This window comes from Snodgrassella communis (assembly GCF_914768045.1).
Taxonomy (GTDB): domain Bacteria; phylum Pseudomonadota; class Gammaproteobacteria; order Burkholderiales; family Neisseriaceae; genus Snodgrassella; species Snodgrassella communis.
Map to the genome: position 1 here is coordinate 282,092 of NZ_CAJZCD010000001.1, position 16,430 is coordinate 298,521.

The 16,430-nt window shown below is 44.4% G+C and carries 21 protein-coding genes; 8 read left to right on the forward strand and 13 right to left on the reverse strand.

Annotated elements, in window-relative coordinates; all coding sequences use genetic code 11:
• Nucleotides 1–27: 27 nt before the first annotated feature.
• The 13 genes from MJ761_RS01245 to hisB all read right to left on the reverse strand — a co-directional run bounded on the left by MJ761_RS01245 (nucleotide 28) and on the right by hisB (nucleotide 10,479).
• A complete protein-coding gene (locus MJ761_RS01245) occupies nucleotides 28–1,437 on the reverse strand; it encodes a sensor histidine kinase (RefSeq protein WP_093091255.1) in 1,410 nt (469 codons plus the stop codon).
• Between the two features lie 40 nt (nucleotides 1,438–1,477).
• Nucleotides 1,478–2,161, reverse strand: a complete 684-nt coding sequence (locus MJ761_RS01250; protein ID WP_037404941.1) for a response regulator transcription factor — start codon at nucleotides 2,159–2,161, stop codon at nucleotides 1,478–1,480.
• A gap of 162 nt (nucleotides 2,162–2,323) precedes the next feature.
• Entirely contained in the window at nucleotides 2,324–4,132 is a 1,809-nt protein-coding gene (locus tag MJ761_RS01255; RefSeq protein WP_093091257.1) for a PglL family O-oligosaccharyltransferase, read from the reverse strand.
• A gap of 104 nt (nucleotides 4,133–4,236) precedes the next feature.
• Nucleotides 4,237–5,001, reverse strand: a complete 765-nt coding sequence (gene tatC / locus MJ761_RS01260) for a twin-arginine translocase subunit TatC (RefSeq protein ID WP_093091259.1) — start codon at nucleotides 4,999–5,001, stop codon at nucleotides 4,237–4,239.
• 16 nt (nucleotides 5,002–5,017) lie between these two features.
• Nucleotides 5,018–5,494, reverse strand: coding sequence for a Sec-independent protein translocase protein TatB (tatB, locus tag MJ761_RS01265; RefSeq protein ID WP_093091261.1), 477 nt, complete (start codon nucleotides 5,492–5,494; stop codon nucleotides 5,018–5,020).
• 9 nt (nucleotides 5,495–5,503) lie between these two features.
• Nucleotides 5,504–5,704, reverse strand: coding sequence for a Sec-independent protein translocase subunit TatA (tatA, locus tag MJ761_RS01270; RefSeq protein ID WP_093091263.1), 201 nt, complete (start codon nucleotides 5,702–5,704; stop codon nucleotides 5,504–5,506).
• Between the two features lie 85 nt (nucleotides 5,705–5,789).
• Nucleotides 5,790–6,104, reverse strand: a complete 315-nt coding sequence (locus MJ761_RS01275; protein WP_093091360.1) for a phosphoribosyl-ATP diphosphatase — start codon at nucleotides 6,102–6,104, stop codon at nucleotides 5,790–5,792.
• A gap of 44 nt (nucleotides 6,105–6,148) precedes the next feature.
• A complete protein-coding gene (hisI, locus tag MJ761_RS01280) occupies nucleotides 6,149–6,580 on the reverse strand; it encodes a phosphoribosyl-AMP cyclohydrolase (RefSeq protein WP_239450456.1) in 432 nt (143 codons plus the stop codon).
• A 35-nt stretch (nucleotides 6,581–6,615) separates the two neighbouring features.
• Nucleotides 6,616–7,383 (reverse strand): imidazole glycerol phosphate synthase subunit HisF, encoded by a 768-nt coding sequence (gene hisF, locus MJ761_RS01285; RefSeq protein ID WP_093091265.1) that lies wholly within the window; start codon nucleotides 7,381–7,383, stop codon nucleotides 6,616–6,618.
• Nucleotides 7,384–7,417: 34 nt separating this feature from the next.
• Nucleotides 7,418–7,657, reverse strand: a complete 240-nt coding sequence (locus tag MJ761_RS01290) for a hypothetical protein (RefSeq protein WP_239392833.1) — start codon at nucleotides 7,655–7,657, stop codon at nucleotides 7,418–7,420.
• Between the two features lie 227 nt (nucleotides 7,658–7,884).
• The gene (gene hisA, locus MJ761_RS01295; protein WP_093091269.1) at nucleotides 7,885–8,625 is read right to left on the reverse strand and encodes a 1-(5-phosphoribosyl)-5-[(5-phosphoribosylamino)methylideneamino]imidazole-4-carboxamide isomerase; all 741 of its coding nucleotides are present in this window, start codon (nucleotides 8,623–8,625) and stop codon (nucleotides 7,885–7,887) included.
• A gap of 50 nt (nucleotides 8,626–8,675) precedes the next feature.
• A complete protein-coding gene (gene hisH / locus MJ761_RS01300; protein ID WP_093091271.1) occupies nucleotides 8,676–9,323 on the reverse strand; it encodes an imidazole glycerol phosphate synthase subunit HisH in 648 nt (215 codons plus the stop codon).
• A gap of 550 nt (nucleotides 9,324–9,873) precedes the next feature.
• Nucleotides 9,874–10,479, reverse strand: a complete 606-nt coding sequence (hisB, locus tag MJ761_RS01305; RefSeq protein ID WP_369796831.1) for an imidazoleglycerol-phosphate dehydratase HisB — start codon at nucleotides 10,477–10,479, stop codon at nucleotides 9,874–9,876.
• 231 nt (nucleotides 10,480–10,710) lie between these two features.
• On the opposite strand from hisB, the gene MJ761_RS01310 reads away from it, so the two are divergent.
• The 8 genes from MJ761_RS01310 to MJ761_RS01335 all read left to right on the forward strand — a co-directional run bounded on the left by MJ761_RS01310 (nucleotide 10,711) and on the right by MJ761_RS01335 (nucleotide 16,422).
• Nucleotides 10,711–11,667 carry a PhoH family protein gene (locus tag MJ761_RS01310; RefSeq protein ID WP_093091275.1) on the forward strand — a complete coding sequence of 319 codons (957 nt, stop codon included), beginning with the start codon at nucleotides 10,711–10,713 and terminating at the stop codon, nucleotides 11,665–11,667.
• 50 nt (nucleotides 11,668–11,717) lie between these two features.
• Nucleotides 11,718–11,972, forward strand: a complete 255-nt coding sequence (locus tag MJ761_RS10905; protein WP_093091277.1) for a DUF6678 family protein — start codon at nucleotides 11,718–11,720, stop codon at nucleotides 11,970–11,972.
• Nucleotides 11,973–12,040: 68 nt separating this feature from the next.
• A complete protein-coding gene (locus MJ761_RS10910; RefSeq protein WP_369796832.1) occupies nucleotides 12,041–12,241 on the forward strand; it encodes a DUF6678 family protein in 201 nt (66 codons plus the stop codon).
• A gap of 38 nt (nucleotides 12,242–12,279) precedes the next feature.
• The gene (locus MJ761_RS01315) at nucleotides 12,280–13,119 is read left to right on the forward strand and encodes an SDR family NAD(P)-dependent oxidoreductase (protein ID WP_093091279.1); all 840 of its coding nucleotides are present in this window, start codon (nucleotides 12,280–12,282) and stop codon (nucleotides 13,117–13,119) included.
• 432 nt (nucleotides 13,120–13,551) lie between these two features.
• Nucleotides 13,552–14,544: an acrylyl-CoA reductase (NADPH) gene (gene acuI, locus MJ761_RS01320; protein WP_093091281.1), complete on the forward strand. Its 993-nt coding sequence runs from the start codon at nucleotides 13,552–13,554 to the stop codon at nucleotides 14,542–14,544.
• A gap of 122 nt (nucleotides 14,545–14,666) precedes the next feature.
• Nucleotides 14,667–15,296, forward strand: coding sequence for a Maf family protein (locus MJ761_RS01325; protein ID WP_093091283.1), 630 nt, complete (start codon nucleotides 14,667–14,669; stop codon nucleotides 15,294–15,296).
• Between the two features lie 4 nt (nucleotides 15,297–15,300).
• Nucleotides 15,301–15,543 carry a hypothetical protein gene (locus MJ761_RS01330; RefSeq protein ID WP_093091285.1) on the forward strand — a complete coding sequence of 81 codons (243 nt, stop codon included), beginning with the start codon at nucleotides 15,301–15,303 and terminating at the stop codon, nucleotides 15,541–15,543.
• 267 nt (nucleotides 15,544–15,810) lie between these two features.
• Nucleotides 15,811–16,422: a LexA family protein gene (locus MJ761_RS01335; protein WP_176715041.1), complete on the forward strand. Its 612-nt coding sequence runs from the start codon at nucleotides 15,811–15,813 to the stop codon at nucleotides 16,420–16,422.
• The last annotated feature ends 8 nt before the right edge of the window (nucleotides 16,423–16,430 follow it).

The following is a 16,430-nucleotide window of genomic DNA, read 5'->3' on the forward strand; positions in this document are numbered from 1 at the left end:
TCACTTTATCCGGCTGCTGAATATTACTTAGCTTTTATCTTTCTGGCGACTTCTGTTTCTGCTCGGCGTAAATTTAGGCAACAAAAAATGCATACTTAAACCTTTGGGCTGCTGATTATCTGCATAAATCTTGCCATGGTGGCGATCAATAATATGCTTGGTTAAAGCCAGTCCCAAACCAGTACCCGGTTTATTGGCACTGCTGTCTGCGCGATAAAAGGCAGTAAAAATATGCGGTAACTGATTCTCTGCCACACCAGGGCCATCATCGCTGACATCAACCTGCCATTGCAATTTACCTCCTTCATGCACATGAATTTTGATTTCACTGCCTTCAGGGCTGTAATTAATTGCATTACGTACCACATTATCAAAAGCACGATACAAATAGCTTTCATTAGCTTTTACCATTGCAGTTTCTGGTATATCACTCTGCCATGATAAGGTTTGCTGGTGTTGCATGGCCACTGCCTGATTGTCTTCGACAATCTGTTTAATTAGTGGCACCAGTGGTAGCGGTTCAAGTGTAATTGGCAAGTCAGAAGTTTCCAGTCGCGACAAAGTAAGCAGTTCACCTACCAGTAAATCCATGCGCCCAAGCTCACTTTCTAGACGCTGCAAGTGCTGTTCCTGCTTTTGCGGCTGCACATGAATCAAACCGATAATGGCCTGCATACGTGCCAGCGGCGAACGCATTTCATGAGAGACGTGATGCAATAAGTGGCGTTCTTTTTCAACCAGCTTTTGTAATTTATCGGCCATATTGTCGAACTGTACAGCCAGAGAATACAGTTCATCACGCCTTTCTGAAAGCTGATGCGATACCCGAGTCTGCAAATTTCCATGTGCCAAACGATCCATACCTCGCCACAGAACACGGATCGGCTGGGTAATATTATTGGCCAGAATATAGGCTGTAAGCAGACCAACAACAATAATGAAACTGAGAATAATAAACTCATGCCAGACTGGTGCAATAGGCAGACCGGGTATAAAAAATGGACTTGGCGGACGAGGTGTGCGCTCATGACTCCAACCACGAATCATAAACAGATATTCTTCCCCAAGTGAATTATAAGAAATCTGCACCAGTTTTGAATTTGGATGTGACAAGGCAAATTCATGAGCCTTATCAATATCTTCAGGGTCAATAGGGCGCCCGAGAATATCGTTCTTGTTGTCACCAGTGATAACGTACAGATTTTCACCACCGGGACTATTACCCCACTCCTTTAACTGCTCCCGTATACCGGCATCACCACGAGCCTGAAATGCATTCATGGTACTGCTGAGCAGGTTTTCTTCAAAGTTACGCTGCTGTTTGAACCGGGTTTCAGCCAGCGTGTTTTGTACCAGCCAGAAAGAAGAACTGGCTACAAAAATGGCACAAACAATCACTGCACAAAACGTAGCAAATATACGGGGAAACAGTTTCATATGGTAGAACAGGCCGTTTATCAACAGCCTGTATTCTGGTTCAGTTTTTAACAAACAAATAACCCAGACCTCGTACGGTCTGAATCAGACTGGCATTGCCAAGCTTATGCCGGATACTGGAAATATGAACGTCTATACTACGGTCGAATTTGGCCAGTTTGCGCTCCAATGCTTCAAGTGACAGGGTTTCTTTGCTTACCACCTGCCCAGCATGACGCATCAGTACTTCGAGCAAATTAAATTCCGTACTGGTCAACTCAAGAGGTTCATCCTCAATAGTAACCTGACGCTTGGCCGGATACAGCACCACGCCACTGGCTGCAATACTGTTTGGGATACCATTTTGGTCATTGTCTTGACTCTGGTGCGTACGGCGTAAAATCGCATTAATGCGTGCTAATAACTCACGTGGCTGACATGGTTTCGGGACATAATCGTCCGCACCCATTTCCAGACCAATAATGCGATCAATATCATCACCTTTGGCTGTCAGCATAATGATCGGCACCTTGCTTTGTACGCGTACAGTTTTCAACACATCCAGGCCGTTCATTTTCGGCATCATGGAATCCAGTACCACTACGTTATACTGACCACTTAAAATTTCTTTAACACCAGCTTCGCCATCAGCGACACGACTTACTTCCAGTCCTTCTGCTGTTAGATACTCAGTGAGTAGTTCAGTCAACAAATTATCGTCATCAATTAATAATACACGATTCATATCATCCTCCTAAATGGAAGTGCACAGTTTGTATTTACTACAAACCCATATACTTTATTTACACTTTGTATCTTAACATGTGGGTTGAAATTATCTTTACAATAACAGGGCTTTTGCTCACTTTTTCATTAAAAACCACTATGTTAAATATGTGTTTAAACCCTATAAACAATTCATTTTCTGAGCACTTTGCTGCTGATATTTCAGACAATCCTGCTGCAACTGTGGTATCACTGCCACTGCTTGCGGTCGTTCCCTGATTCCGTTTATGAAAATTGGAACTAATCCCGGATAATAATGACTTACCTGACTAAACCACAGCTGTGCAGCCTCATTCTGATGTTCCTGTTGCAAGTAAAGTCCACGCATGAAAGTGTTGCTGTAAGGGCGATATTGGCCAGCGAGCAATGCAGCTTGTTTACCCCATAAAGGTAAAGAAGAATTAGTAACATTAAGTTTTTCAATAACCGCCATATCAACATAATAACGCAGAAAATACATCTGTTTACGCAAGTCATGCATACGGCTTACTTGTTCCACCTGTGGCATGTCACGATTAGCACGCACCTTTAAAAAACGTTGATAGGACAACATTTGCTGCAACAACAATCCCATACATATCAATATCAACATAGCCCAGAACTGGTTTGCCCGAACAGAGGCTGGCAGACCCAATTGGGTCTGCTGATGCTGTGATAACGGTGTCAATGCGATGAATAGCACAAATACAGCAAGAAAATAGCTATACCATAACGGATATTCCAGCATACTGTGGCATAAAGACACCAGAATCATGCTCATCAGCACAATAGATGCCGGGTTAAATCCTTTACGTAAATGTGGCCATATCGCCCAGATAAAAGAGATACTAGCAATCAAGAATCCGATCAATCCTGTTTCTGCTAGTAATTGCAGTACAAGATTATGACAATGAGTAAACAGCACTGTATTTTCATACTGGCGAAATCCGCTCGGATAGATATCAGTAATGGCAAAACCCTGATAAGCATAGCTGCCCCAGCCATAACCAAACCAAGGAGCACTTTTGAATATCAGCCATGCTTTATACCATTCCATTTGGCGTCCGGACTGAGCAAATCCACCCTGCTCCAGCCGAGCAGTACCAGACTGAAAATTAATATGCATCAACATTTCAAATAAAGGGCTTAGTATTAACTGAAACAGCAATACCAGTCCGATAGCTGTGGCTAGCATTAGCAGCAAACGGTTTGCCGCAGCACCAGCGCGCCAGCGCCAGAAAAATAGTGACAGACCAATAACCAGCACATACACAATAATCGTACGTGAACCAATCAGCCCCATTACTCCGGTAAACCAGATTAATAGTGACCATACCAGCCAATTAGGCAGACGCCGTTGCTGCCATAAAAAACATAAAGCCAGCACACCCCACATCAGGTAATGCCCAAGATGATTACGCTGTGCCAACTGCCCATAAATATAATAATTACCCGGACCATTCAATATACCGGGAAACCAGCCAGTCACACCAGTAAACTGCAGCACACAGACTAGCGACTGTAACCATACCCCCAGCACCAGCGCCATAGCCAAAATAGTCACTGCCTGAGTCTGGCCAATGCGAATCACCCAGTCGCGTGCAGCCCAGGCCAGTATAGCAAGCACCATAAAAACCAACGCAGTCAAGTCAGACTGGCTGGCATAAGGCAGTTGCATTATGCGTGCCTGTAGTACTAACAGAATAGCAAGCAATAGCAGCCCGATAGTGGTAGCTGGAAGTGAAAACTGTGTTTTGCGTGTCAGCACGGTTAACCCGGCCAGACAAAGTACAAAAAACAAGGTTCCTGATTCCAGATAAAAACTTGACAATGTACCAACACGCCAGCTCGACATAAATGGTACGATGCACAAGGTTAGCATTCCCAGCCACCAGATTAGGGGGGATGAACGATAAATATTCGGACACGAATCAATTCGTGGCTGATTCATATAATTCTCCAACGAACAATGCCGTTAACTGGCTTAGTATTTATAAACAGGCTGCCTGAAAATTTTCAGGCAGCCTGTTTATTTCAGTATACAAAATAAAAAATTTATTGTCTCCGCGAATGAACGGATAAAGCTGTCTCTTTCCTGTCACCACCCAGACAGCGACATATCAGAATCCCAACTTCATAAAGCAAAATCAAGGGAATAGCCAGCATGGTTTGCGACAAAACATCCGGCGGCGTTACCACTGCTGCCACAACAAAAGCCCCTACTACGATATAAGCACGGGCTTTTGTTAACTGTGTAACTGATACCATCCCAATTCTGTTTAGCAGAATCACCAGTACCGGAACTTCAAATGTTACGCCAAATGCCACAAACATACCTAGAATAAAGGATAAATATTTATCAATATCGGTCGCCATACTGACTCCGACAGGCGTAATACCAGTAAGAAAACGGAATATAACTGGAAAAACCAGATAGTAGGCAAATGCCATACCCAGAGCAAACAATAATATGCTGGCAATTAACAGCGGCAAAACCAAGCGTTTTTCATGTCGGTACAAACCCGGTGCAACGAAAGCCCAGATTTGATATAACGTATGTGGCAACGTTAGCAAAAATGCTGCCATCAACGTAACTTTTAATGGTACAAAAAATGGCGCAATCACTTCAGTAGCAATCATATGCTGACCGGCCGGTAAATTTGCCATTAACGGCTCGGCTACAAAAGTATAGATTTTCTGCGCAAAAGGCACCATAAGCGCAAAACACAACAACATAATACCCAGAATCCACATCAGACGGCGACGCAATTCCAGCAAGTGATCAATCAATGTCAATTCAGTATTTTCATCAACCGGCATTACAAGCACCTATCCATTAATGTCGGCGTACGCGCAATTTTGGGCTTATGCCACGCCGTGGTCGCATATCCCGCCGGCGTTGTAAAGCCTGCCGGCGTAATGAAACCCGATGCAGCAATGGCGCTTCTGCTACTGGTGAGCAACAATCAGGCAAGGGTTCTGATAATACTGACATACTATCTGCCTCCACATGCGGTTCATCTTTGCCCAGCTGGCGTTTCAGTGCATCTACTTCGCCTCGGATACTGCGCACATTGGAGTTGATATCGTGCTCAAGTGCTCGGGCGGTTGCTTCTATACTGTCACGTGCCTGTCTGAATTCCGCCACTCCGGCCTGTTGGCTCAATTCGGTCTTAACATTATTAATAAAATTCTGAATGCGACCTACCCACAAACCAGCGCTACGCGCCACCTTGGGCAACCGTTCCGGCCCAAGTACCACCAGTGCCACAACGGCAATCAGTAAAATTTCACCAAAGCCCAAGCCAAACATAAAAGTCTTCTACGCTTTATTGTCATCATTATTATGATCGATTACAGCATCCTTTTTCGCGATCTCTCGATCACTTTCATTCAGTCCCTGCTTAAAGTCATGTACCGCACCACCCAGATCCTTACCAATATTGCGTAACTTTTTAGTACCGAAAATCAGCACAACAATCAGCAAAACCACTGCCCAATGCCAAATTGAAAAACTACCCATAATATTATCCTTTACTTCAACTGCCTAAAAAAAACATGCGCCGGCTGTTTGTTCACAGCAGCGCACATTTAAAAATACGTTGTAATTACTGTGATTTACGGCTGGCTTTTTCTGTCAAACCAGAAATATGCTGTCGCTGCTGCAATTCCTGTAACACATCTTCAACCCGTATCTGATGATACGTTAGCAACACCATAGTATGAAACCAGACATCAGCCACTTCCTTAATCAAATGCTGTCTGTCACCATCCTTGGATGCCATCAGCACTTCACCAGCCTCTTCAATAACTTTTTTGAGGATTTTATCTTCACCGCTATGCAATAACTGCGAAACATAAGAAGATTGAGGTGACGCCTGTCGCCTGGCATCAATTATATCAGCCAGCTCAGTTAAAACCATGGACACATCTGCTGCTTCTGGTGTTTGTGTCATTCTGTTCCCTTTTAATCATCATGCGTCTGCTCCTGAGCAGAACGCATATATATCTCATTTTCAGCTTTAATAACCGGTTCGACACTTTGCCAGTTACCATTCTGGTAAAGCCGAAAAAAACAACTGGTATGCCCAGTATGACAAGCAATACCGCCATACTGTTCAATCAGTAACACCACAGCATCACCATCACAATCCAGCCGCAGTTCATATACCTTCTGCATATGGCCAGACTGTTCGCCTTTCTTCCACTGCTGTTGACGCGAACGGCTATAATAATGAGCAAAGCCCGTTGTTACTGTCTGGCGCAAAGCCTGTGCATTCATCCAAGCTACCATCAGCACACGCAAAGTATGTCTGTCCTGCACTACTGCACAAACCAAACCATGCTCATCCCACTTTACTGCATCCAGAAGCGTATTCACCACAGCAATTGTCCTCATTTTCAGGTAAATATACAACCACCATCAGACCTGAACTATACACGCATTTCAATACCTGCATGTTTCATTGCCATTTTAGCATCCTGAATACGTACTTCGCCGAAATGGAAAATACTGGCTGCCAGCACTGCATCAGCATGACCTACCTGCACGCCCTCAATTAGATGCTCAATATTACCCACACCACCGGAAGCAATTACCGGTACGTTAACAGCATCACTTACAGCCCGAGTAAGAGGTAAATTGAAACCGGCTTTGGTACCATCACGATCCATACTGGTCAACAGAATCTCACCTGCTCCACGCAGCGCCATATCCTGCGCCCACGCTACTGCATCCAGCCCCGTCTGTCTGCGCCCGCCATGAGTAAAAACCTCCCAGCACGTATTTTCAGCGTCAATTGCCTTGGCATCTACAGCCACAACAATCGCCTGATTGCCAAAAAATGCACTAGCTTTGTTTACTAGCCCGGGATTTGTGACTGCAGCTGTATTAATCGATACTTTATCTGCGCCTGCATTAAGCAGCCGGCGTATATCTTCAACACTGCGTACCCCGCCACCTACAGTCAGCGGAATAAACACTCGGCTGGCTACCGCCTCGATAACATGTAAAATCGTATCACGATTATCTGAACTGGCGGTGATATCCAGAAAAGTAAGCTCATCAGCGCCTTCATCATTATAGCGTTGGGCTATTTCCACGGGATTACCAGCATCGCGCAAGGAAACAAAATTAACACCTTTGACTACACGCCCGTTATCAACATCCAGACAAGGAATAATACGCTTGGCTAAAGCCATGATACTATCTTTCTCAGCTATGCAATAGCAATAATCAGTTCAGCCAGCGCTCAACAAGAGTAGGCATATTCAGCTGTAAATAATAATAGACAACACCTACTATTATTGAATAAATCGCGGCACTTAGACTACTGAGGCAAACAATATCAAATAACCATATGGCAATAAACACATAAATCCATTGCGCAATCCATCCCAATAACCAAGCATTGTTCACATCTGGCCAAGCATGTTGCATGATGCAGTTTACCCCCATCATTATGATAATAAACATACTGGCCTCAAAAAAACTCTGCCTTTTGCGATTCATTGTCAAGAATAGCCATAACGCCAATATTAGCGAACCAAATATATTAACCATCACACTGTCTCCCTAATCATACAACATTACAGTTAAATAAATTACACCGGTTTCCCGATAACCCCTGTTATCAAACATCATTATTTTTCAATATTTTTAGTCAGAATTCAGATATTTTGCTGGACAGATGAAAGCAGAATCTAGCATTTATTCTGGTCAGCCATGCGCTGGGCAGTTGCCAGATCAAGGGAACCTTCATAAATTGCCCGTCCGACAATAGCACCGGCAACGCCTTGTTCTGCTACTGCGCATAGTGCCTCTACATCTGCCATACTGGTCACACCACCGGATGCAATTACAGGCACAGCAACCTCCTGAGCCAATTTCACTGTGGCATTTATATTGACACCGCCCATCATTCCATCACGTCCGATATCAGTATAGATAATACTGTCAATACCATCATCTGCAAACCGTTTGGCCAGCTCTGTCACATGCAAATCAGTTACTTTTGCCCAGCCATCAATCGCAACCAGACCATCTTTAGCATCCAGTCCGACAATAATCTGCCCGGGGAAAGCAGCGCATGCCTGCCGGACAAACTGTGGATTATTGACTGCAGCAGTGCCGATAATGACGTAACTTAGTCCCAGCTGTAAATATCGCTCAATAGTATGTAAATCACGAACACCACCGCCAAGCTGAACCGGTACATTATCAGCCACCTGCTCCAGTATTGCTTTGATAGAAATCATATTTTCTGGCTTACCGGCAAAAGCACCATCCAAATCCACCAAATGCAAACGGCGTGCTCCCTGTTGACACCAGTGCAAAGCCATCTTTGCCGGTTCATCAGAAAATACCGTCGCTCTGTCCATTAGGCCTTGTTGCAGGCGCACACACTGTCCGCCTTTTAAGTCAATCGCAGGAATCAATAACATATCAAATTCGCATATACCAATAGATTAAACACCACCACCATTAAATTAAACTAACATGTACCATCCCACCGCAAAAAATTACCCAGCAGCTGCAAACCAGCCACATGGCTTTTTTCAGTATGAAACTGGGTAGCAAAAACATTATCCTTACCCACCATACAGGCAAAATCACTGCCATAATCTGCCTTACCCATAACAATAGACGAATCTTGTGGCAACAGATAATAACTATGAACAAAATAAAACCATTCATCTTGTTCAATCGAGGCAAACAAAGGGTGGTTTTGAGTCTGATGGACGCGATTCCAGCCCATATGCGGTATTTTCAGCAATCTTCCATCCGCATCTGAAGCATTCTGAAAACGCTGTACAGTTCCTTGAAACCAGCCCAACCCGGCAGTATTACCTTCCTCACTGAAATCAAACAATAATTGAGCACCAACACAAATACCAAAAAAGGGTTTACTCCGTAAACCATCCATTAGTGCCTCGGCCAACCCGCTTTGCTGCAAAGCTGCCATACAGTCCGGCATAGCTCCCTGCCCGGGAAAAATAATTTTATCTGCCGCATATACCTCATCCGGTCTTGCCGTCAAAATAATTTCGGCCTGCATCTGCTGTAACTGATTTGCAGCCTGTACCGAATGCAGCACCGAGTGCAGGTTGCCCATACCATAATTAACAATGGCTACCTTCATCTTCAAATCTTTATTAAAATCAAATGAGTATATTCGAACCAGATTCTCCTAGAATCTGACTCTCATTATACGGGCTGATTGTAACCCGTTACCTTACATGAAATGAGAATCGCTAAGAATCAGCAAAAATAGATTTGTCCAATACCTAGCTATCATTCTGAAGTGAAAAAGCTTGTTCTTACCATCAATCATCCCGGTGAACTAATCCCATCACACTGGTTTTATCTTCCAGCTGACAGTTCATTCATAGCTACCAAGCACTTAGCATCAACCCGTCTATTAGTAACGGCTCCGGATTCGGCAAGGAAACCATCATTATAGCCACCAGATTTTACAATCGAACATTATCACAAATAAACAAATAAATATATAAATAAAAAATTATTTATATATTTTAATCTTAAAGCAGCCATCTAGCAGCATGTCAAGCATTCGCTATCGTCACACAGACAAACATCAAAAGTAGTGTTAACAATACACTTAAGACAGTACAGAAAAAAATATCCGTAAATGTATACACCTCAACATATAATCAATCTATCTAGAACCATTAAGCAGTCAGCGTACCCTTGGTTGACGGCATCACCCCTGCCATACGCTCATCCGCAGCCACAGCCATCCGCAACGCGCGACCAAATGCCTTGAAAATCGTTTCTGCTTGATGATGCGCATTCACACCACGCAAATTATCAATATGCAACGTAATCATTGCATGATTCACCAAACCATGAAAAAACTCACTGAACAGATCAACATCAAAGCGCCCGATTAAAGCACGGGTAAACTCAACGTTATACACCAGCCCCGGTCGACCTGATAAATCCAGCACCACCCGGCTTAACGACTCATCCAGCGGCACATAACTGTGACCATAACGTGTAATTCCGCACTTATCTCCCCAAGCCTGTTTCAATGCCTGTCCCAGCGCAATACCAATATCCTCAACTGTATGGTGGTCATCAATATGCACATCTCCGCGACAGCGGATATCCAAATCAATCAACCCGTGGCGTGCAATCTGATCCAGCATATGCTCCAGAAAAGGCACGCCAGTATCAAAATTCCCCACACCAGTGCCATCTAAATTAATGCTTATCTGTATTTTAGTTTCGCTGGTATTACGTATAATTTTCGCAGTCCGCATGCAATTTCCCATTCAAAAATCATTTACCTGCTTATTTGGCGTAAATTGCCAACAGCATTCCTCTATTTACAACCACAATCTATACCAACTCATGTCTGCCGACAAGACTGCCCTATTATTTCTTATCGTATATTCTTAAAGCAGCATCCCTACTAAACATAACATTATCCGGCAACTTACCCTTGCTTTCGACCAGTTTGACTACATTATATTAATATTTAGCTAATCTTATTCAGTACAACCATGAGCCAAACCAGCCATTATCAGTTAGAACAAATAGACAACACAGCTCTGCAACGCCTGTGTGGAGTATTAGACCAGCATATTGCCAGTCTGGGCAAAGCCTTAAATCTTGAAATTACCCGCCGTTTCGACCATTTCACCTTAACTGGAAAACAAATCAGTCAAGGAATCAAAGCACTGGAAAATCTGGCCAGCATCGCGCGGGAACGCGACCTCAACGATAGCGACGTCCAGCTGGCTGCAATAGAAGCCAAAACCAGTATTCATCAAGATACAGAACATCACGAACCTAAAGTCTGGACATTGCGTACCCGTCGCGGCAATATCGGTGGCCGTACGCCACGCCAGAATGGCTATATACAGGCATTATTAAAACATGATGTAGTATTCGGTCTGGGTCCTGCCGGTACCGGCAAGACCTATCTGGCCGTAGCCGCAGCCGTAGATGCCATAGAAAAACATCAGGTAGAACGCATCGTACTAGTACGCCCTGCCGTAGAGGCTGGTGAAAAACTGGGCTTTCTGCCCGGTGATCTGGCACAGAAAGTCGACCCATACCTGCGCCCCCTGTATGATGCCCTCTACGACCTGATGGGTTTTGACCGTGTAACCAAACTGCTGGAAAAAGGACTGATTGAAATCGCGCCCTTAGCCTATATGCGCGGACGTACACTTAACGGTGCGTATATCATACTGGACGAAGCCCAAAATACCACACCTGAGCAAATGAAAATGTTCCTCACCCGCATAGGTTTTGGTGCTAAAGCAGTTATTACCGGTGATACCAGCCAGATTGACTTGCCCAAAAACATCAAAAGCGGCCTGAAAGATGCACGCGAAAAGCTCAACAACATTGACGGCATCTATTTTCATGTATTTACCAGCGAAGATGTAGTACGCCATCCTCTGGTGCAAAAAATCGTTGATGCCTACGATGCTGCTGCCGAAAAGGAGTAATAATCCACAATGGTGTTTATCGAAATAACTAGAATATTTAATCTACAATAATGGAATTCAATGATTTAAATGGTATAACTTCCTTATATAATGAATATAAACATTACATAACAGTGCATAAAGACATACAGCAACTAAAACAGAAAGTAGTGGAAATCATAGTAGCAAAACAATTTATTCCCATGATGAACGACCTCAAATGGATTAAATTGCAGCATGCTGTGAGCAGCTTAGCTTTTGAACCGCCTTATATATTGCGCTGTATCACAGATAAAGATAAAACCTGCTATACCTTACTTAAATAAAGTACCAAACTGGCTAGATAACTGGAATAATTACTATTATGAAGTATGCCACCACTCCTTATGATTAAGTGGCTCAAAGTTCGGCCACAATAAGCCAGCACAGAGGCAGATTAATTGCCGATAAAATAATTGATGAAACCACTGCATTCAGAGCAACTCTTGAATGCCTGCGTATCCCTTATGATAAAGAAGGCAACATTTTTACCATTTATGGATGTAAACAGACCAAACATACAACCTTAGAAAACACATGCCATCCAGCATGTTAAACTAGAACCGTTAAAACGGATTTCAACCAAGTATAAACATGCAAAAAACCATCCTGATCACCGGTTGCTCCAGTGGCATTGGCTATGCCACAGCACAATTACTGCGTCAGGACAACTGGCGCGTCTATACAAGCTGCCGTCGCGCAGAAGATGTAGAACGCTTACGTGCCGAAGGTTTTCATAGTCTGCAACTGGATATCACCAGTGACGAACAAATACATACTGCTATCGAAACCGTAATCACCGAATTCGGCCGATTGGATGCCTTATTCTGCAATGCTGGCTATGGCCAGACTGGTGCTGCCGAAGACATCAGCCGCGCAGCCCTGCAGGAGCAGTTCAACACCAACGTATTTGGTACTTGGCAATGCATCAATGCCGCCATCAAAATCTTTCGCCGCCAGCAACATGGCCGCATTTTGGTTAACTCCAGCATACTGGGTTATGCAGCCATGCCATGGCGCAGTGCCTACATCAGCAGCAAATTCGCACTGGAAGGATTATGCGACACCCTGCGACAGGAAACCCATGCCAGCGGTATCCATATCAGCCTGCTCGAACCGGGGCCAATTGCCACCCGCTTCCGTCCCAATGCCCTAGTCAAATTCAAACAGTATATAGATGTTGAAAACAGCGTACATCGTGCTGCCTATCAGGCGCAGCTCAACCGCCTGCAAACTGCTGGTGCTGTAGCACCATTTACATTAACTGCCGAACAATGCGCCAGCGTCTGCGTGCGTGCCCTGAATGCCCGCAAACCCAAAGCACGCTATCCAGTTACCGTACCGGCACATCTATTCTGGTATTTAAAAAAGCTCTTACCCATTAGCTGGCTAGACTGGCTGTGTCGTATTGCCGTCAGCAAACAGGGAAAGTAAAACAGAATCAACCATCCCTCTTATCTTTACAGCAAACAAAAAATCTTACCGTAATGACAGAACCATCCAGTACACGCCATTATCCCGCAAGAGGCACAACAACCGCATAAAATAAACCCACAATCAAACAGTACCAAACTTGCTTGCTTCATCTAGCTTGGCAGGTAACGGCCGTAAGCGGCGCCAAACTGCTTAAAAATACAACACCACTTGATACATTTACGAGCAATTCTTCAGCTTAATAAGACTCAATTAAACAAATCCTGCTACAGCCTAAAGAGAAATAGAAAACTAAACTTTTATTTTTCCTGAAATTTAGCTAAGCTCATCCTGAAAGCCGATTAATCTTCTTCAAAATTGATTTCAACTAGACAAACAGTCTATAGTAAAAACTAGACCAGCCGTCTAATTATCAACAACAGGAATACAACCATGTTAGCTAAAGCCATACTATTAGAAAAAAATCAGACCACGTTTTCCTGTCACATCCAGAACATCACCGAAGAAGCGTTATTGCAGCAAACAGGCGATACCCTGCTTCAAATACAGTATTCCAGCTTAAACTATAAAGATGCACTGGCCATCACCAATACCGGCCCAGTAGTGCGACAGTGGCCGATGATACCCGGCATAGACGGCGTTGGAACCATTATTCACAGCAACAGCAAACAATATCAGTCAGGAGACAGCGTCATCTTAAATGGCTGGGGCTGTGGTGAAACCCATTGGGGCTGTCTGAGCCAGTATGCTTATCTCAAATCAGACTGGCTTATCCCTCTGCCCACAAATATCAGTGCCCAACAGGCCATGATTATCGGCACTGCCGGCTATACAGCCGCCTTGTGCGTCCAACGCATAATCGAACATGGCATCACCCCGGAACAAGGCAACATCCTGATCACCGGCGCAACTGGCGGCGTGGGTTCAGTCGCCATCATGTTGCTCACCCAACTGGGCTACACCATCACTGCTGCCACCAGCAAAATCAACAACACAGATTACCTACAACAACTAGGCGTGCAACATTTCATCGACAGCAAAACCTTAGCCTGCGCTGGTAAACCATTACAAAAAGAACAATGGGCAGCAGCCATAGACGTATTGGGTTCACACAGCTTAGCCAATATCTGTGCCCAAATCCAATATGGAGGTATCGTCACTGCCTGCGGCTTGGCACAGAGCATGGATTTTCCAGCAACAGTTGCCCCCTTTATCCTCAGAGGCATTACACTGGCTGGTATCGACAGCGTTATGGCACCCTATCCAAAACGCATTGCCGCATGGGATTTTCTAGCCAAAAATCTGAATACCAAACAATTGCAACACATCGGACAAATCATCTCCCTGAATGAATGCCCCAAAATTGCACAAGACATCATTAATGGTACAACCAAAGGGCGATTTATCGTCGACGTAAACCATTAAACGGACAACTAACAAAACACCTACCCTCCCCAACATGAATAGAAAACAATTCAGCTTAAAGTAATGTTAAAATAACCACAGCAAACCTATACAGTACATAACCACCTGCACCACACAAAACAATGAACCCGCCAACCATCTATCTGGCTTCAGGCAGCCCGCGCCGGCGTGAAATCCTCACTAACCTTGGCTACCATGTCCTGCGCCTACCTGCAGAAATTGATGAAACGCCTTATCCGAGCGAAAACGCAACAGATTACGTCCAGCGCATGGCACGCATGAAAAATAGTGCTGCGCTTACCACATGGCAACAAAACCAGCAACAGCCACCCGAATTTCCCCTTATCAGCGCCGATACCACCGTCAGCTTAAATAACCTGATTCTGGGCAAACCAGCCAGCCCCGACGATGCATTCCGCATACTCAAACTACTTTCAGGACGTCAACATCAAGTTCACACCGCAGTTTGTATTTACTGGCACAACCACACCAGCGACGTTCTGCAAACCAGCACCGTCCACTTCGCCTCCTTACAGGACGAGCAGATTACTGCCTACATTGCTACCGGCGAACCACTGGATAAAGCAGGAGCCTATGGTATTCAAGGGTTAGGTGGCATGTTAGTCGAATACATCAGTGGCAGCTTTACCGGCATCATGGGTTTGCCTGTATATGAAACCACCCAGTTACTCAGCCAATACGGCTGTACACCACTTAACCAATCACAATCAATCAGTTCCGTACCAGTATAGAATCATGAAACGCTCTTCATTACTGCTCATTGTCACCATTACCTGCATAGCTGCCTGTTCACACCACGAAAACCATCGCAGCGCCAGCGAAACTGCGGCTATCACCGCTTCAGATGTACAAAATGCCCATCTGGAAGCCACCATTACTCTCGACCAAATAGCAAATGAACCAGCTTCGGGCAGCAGCACACCAATCTCACATCACCATTCAGCACAACCTGCCTCCACCCACTTACAAAACCAATAAATCAAATATCTAGAATATTAACTTATCAACATTAAATCATAATAAATCCATAACATATACAACCCATCCAATAGCAATCAACAACAACTATTTAAAATAATCAATCAATTACAAAATCAGTTAACTTGCATCAACACAAGTAATATTCAACAGCATAAAGCATAAAAAACAAAACATTACCGGCCATCTACAGCAAGCATAATTGACGTACAAAAATCAAAACCCTACCATTCTTGATTAAATAACTTAATCAAGATGAGCATCTTAATGGTTGATACCGCAACAAAATCCAATGGACATGGAGGCACCAGAGCCGGAGCTGGACGTAAAGCCAAAATTGCTGAGCCCAAAATAGTCAAACGCATACCTGTAAGCCTGATACCCACAGTAGAACACCTGATAAACCAACTGGCTGATACCCCGCTGCGCCCAGCACAACATCTGCCTGCCAATTGCTGGAAAATAGCTGACAACCTCAGCCAATTAAACATCCCATTAGCCACAGAAACCATTCCTGCCGGCTTTCCCAGCCCGGCAGAACCTTATATCAGCGATTATCTGGATTTCAACCAATACCTAATAAAAAACCAGGCTGCCACCATTGCCGTACGCTGTGGCGGAGACTCCATGCACGATGCCGGCATCAGCCGCAACGACCTGCTCATCATCGATCGTTCCCTCACCCCCAGACACCGCGACATCGTCATGGCCGACTTGGGTAACGAATTCACCATCAAACGCCTGCACAAACTAAGTAACAACCACATCGAACTGCATTCCGAAAACAGCAGCCAGTCCTATCCCAACTTCAGCTTTAGAGAAGGCGATACCCTCACCATCGTCGGCGTAGTCACCTACATTATCAAACACACCCGTTAACCCAGAAA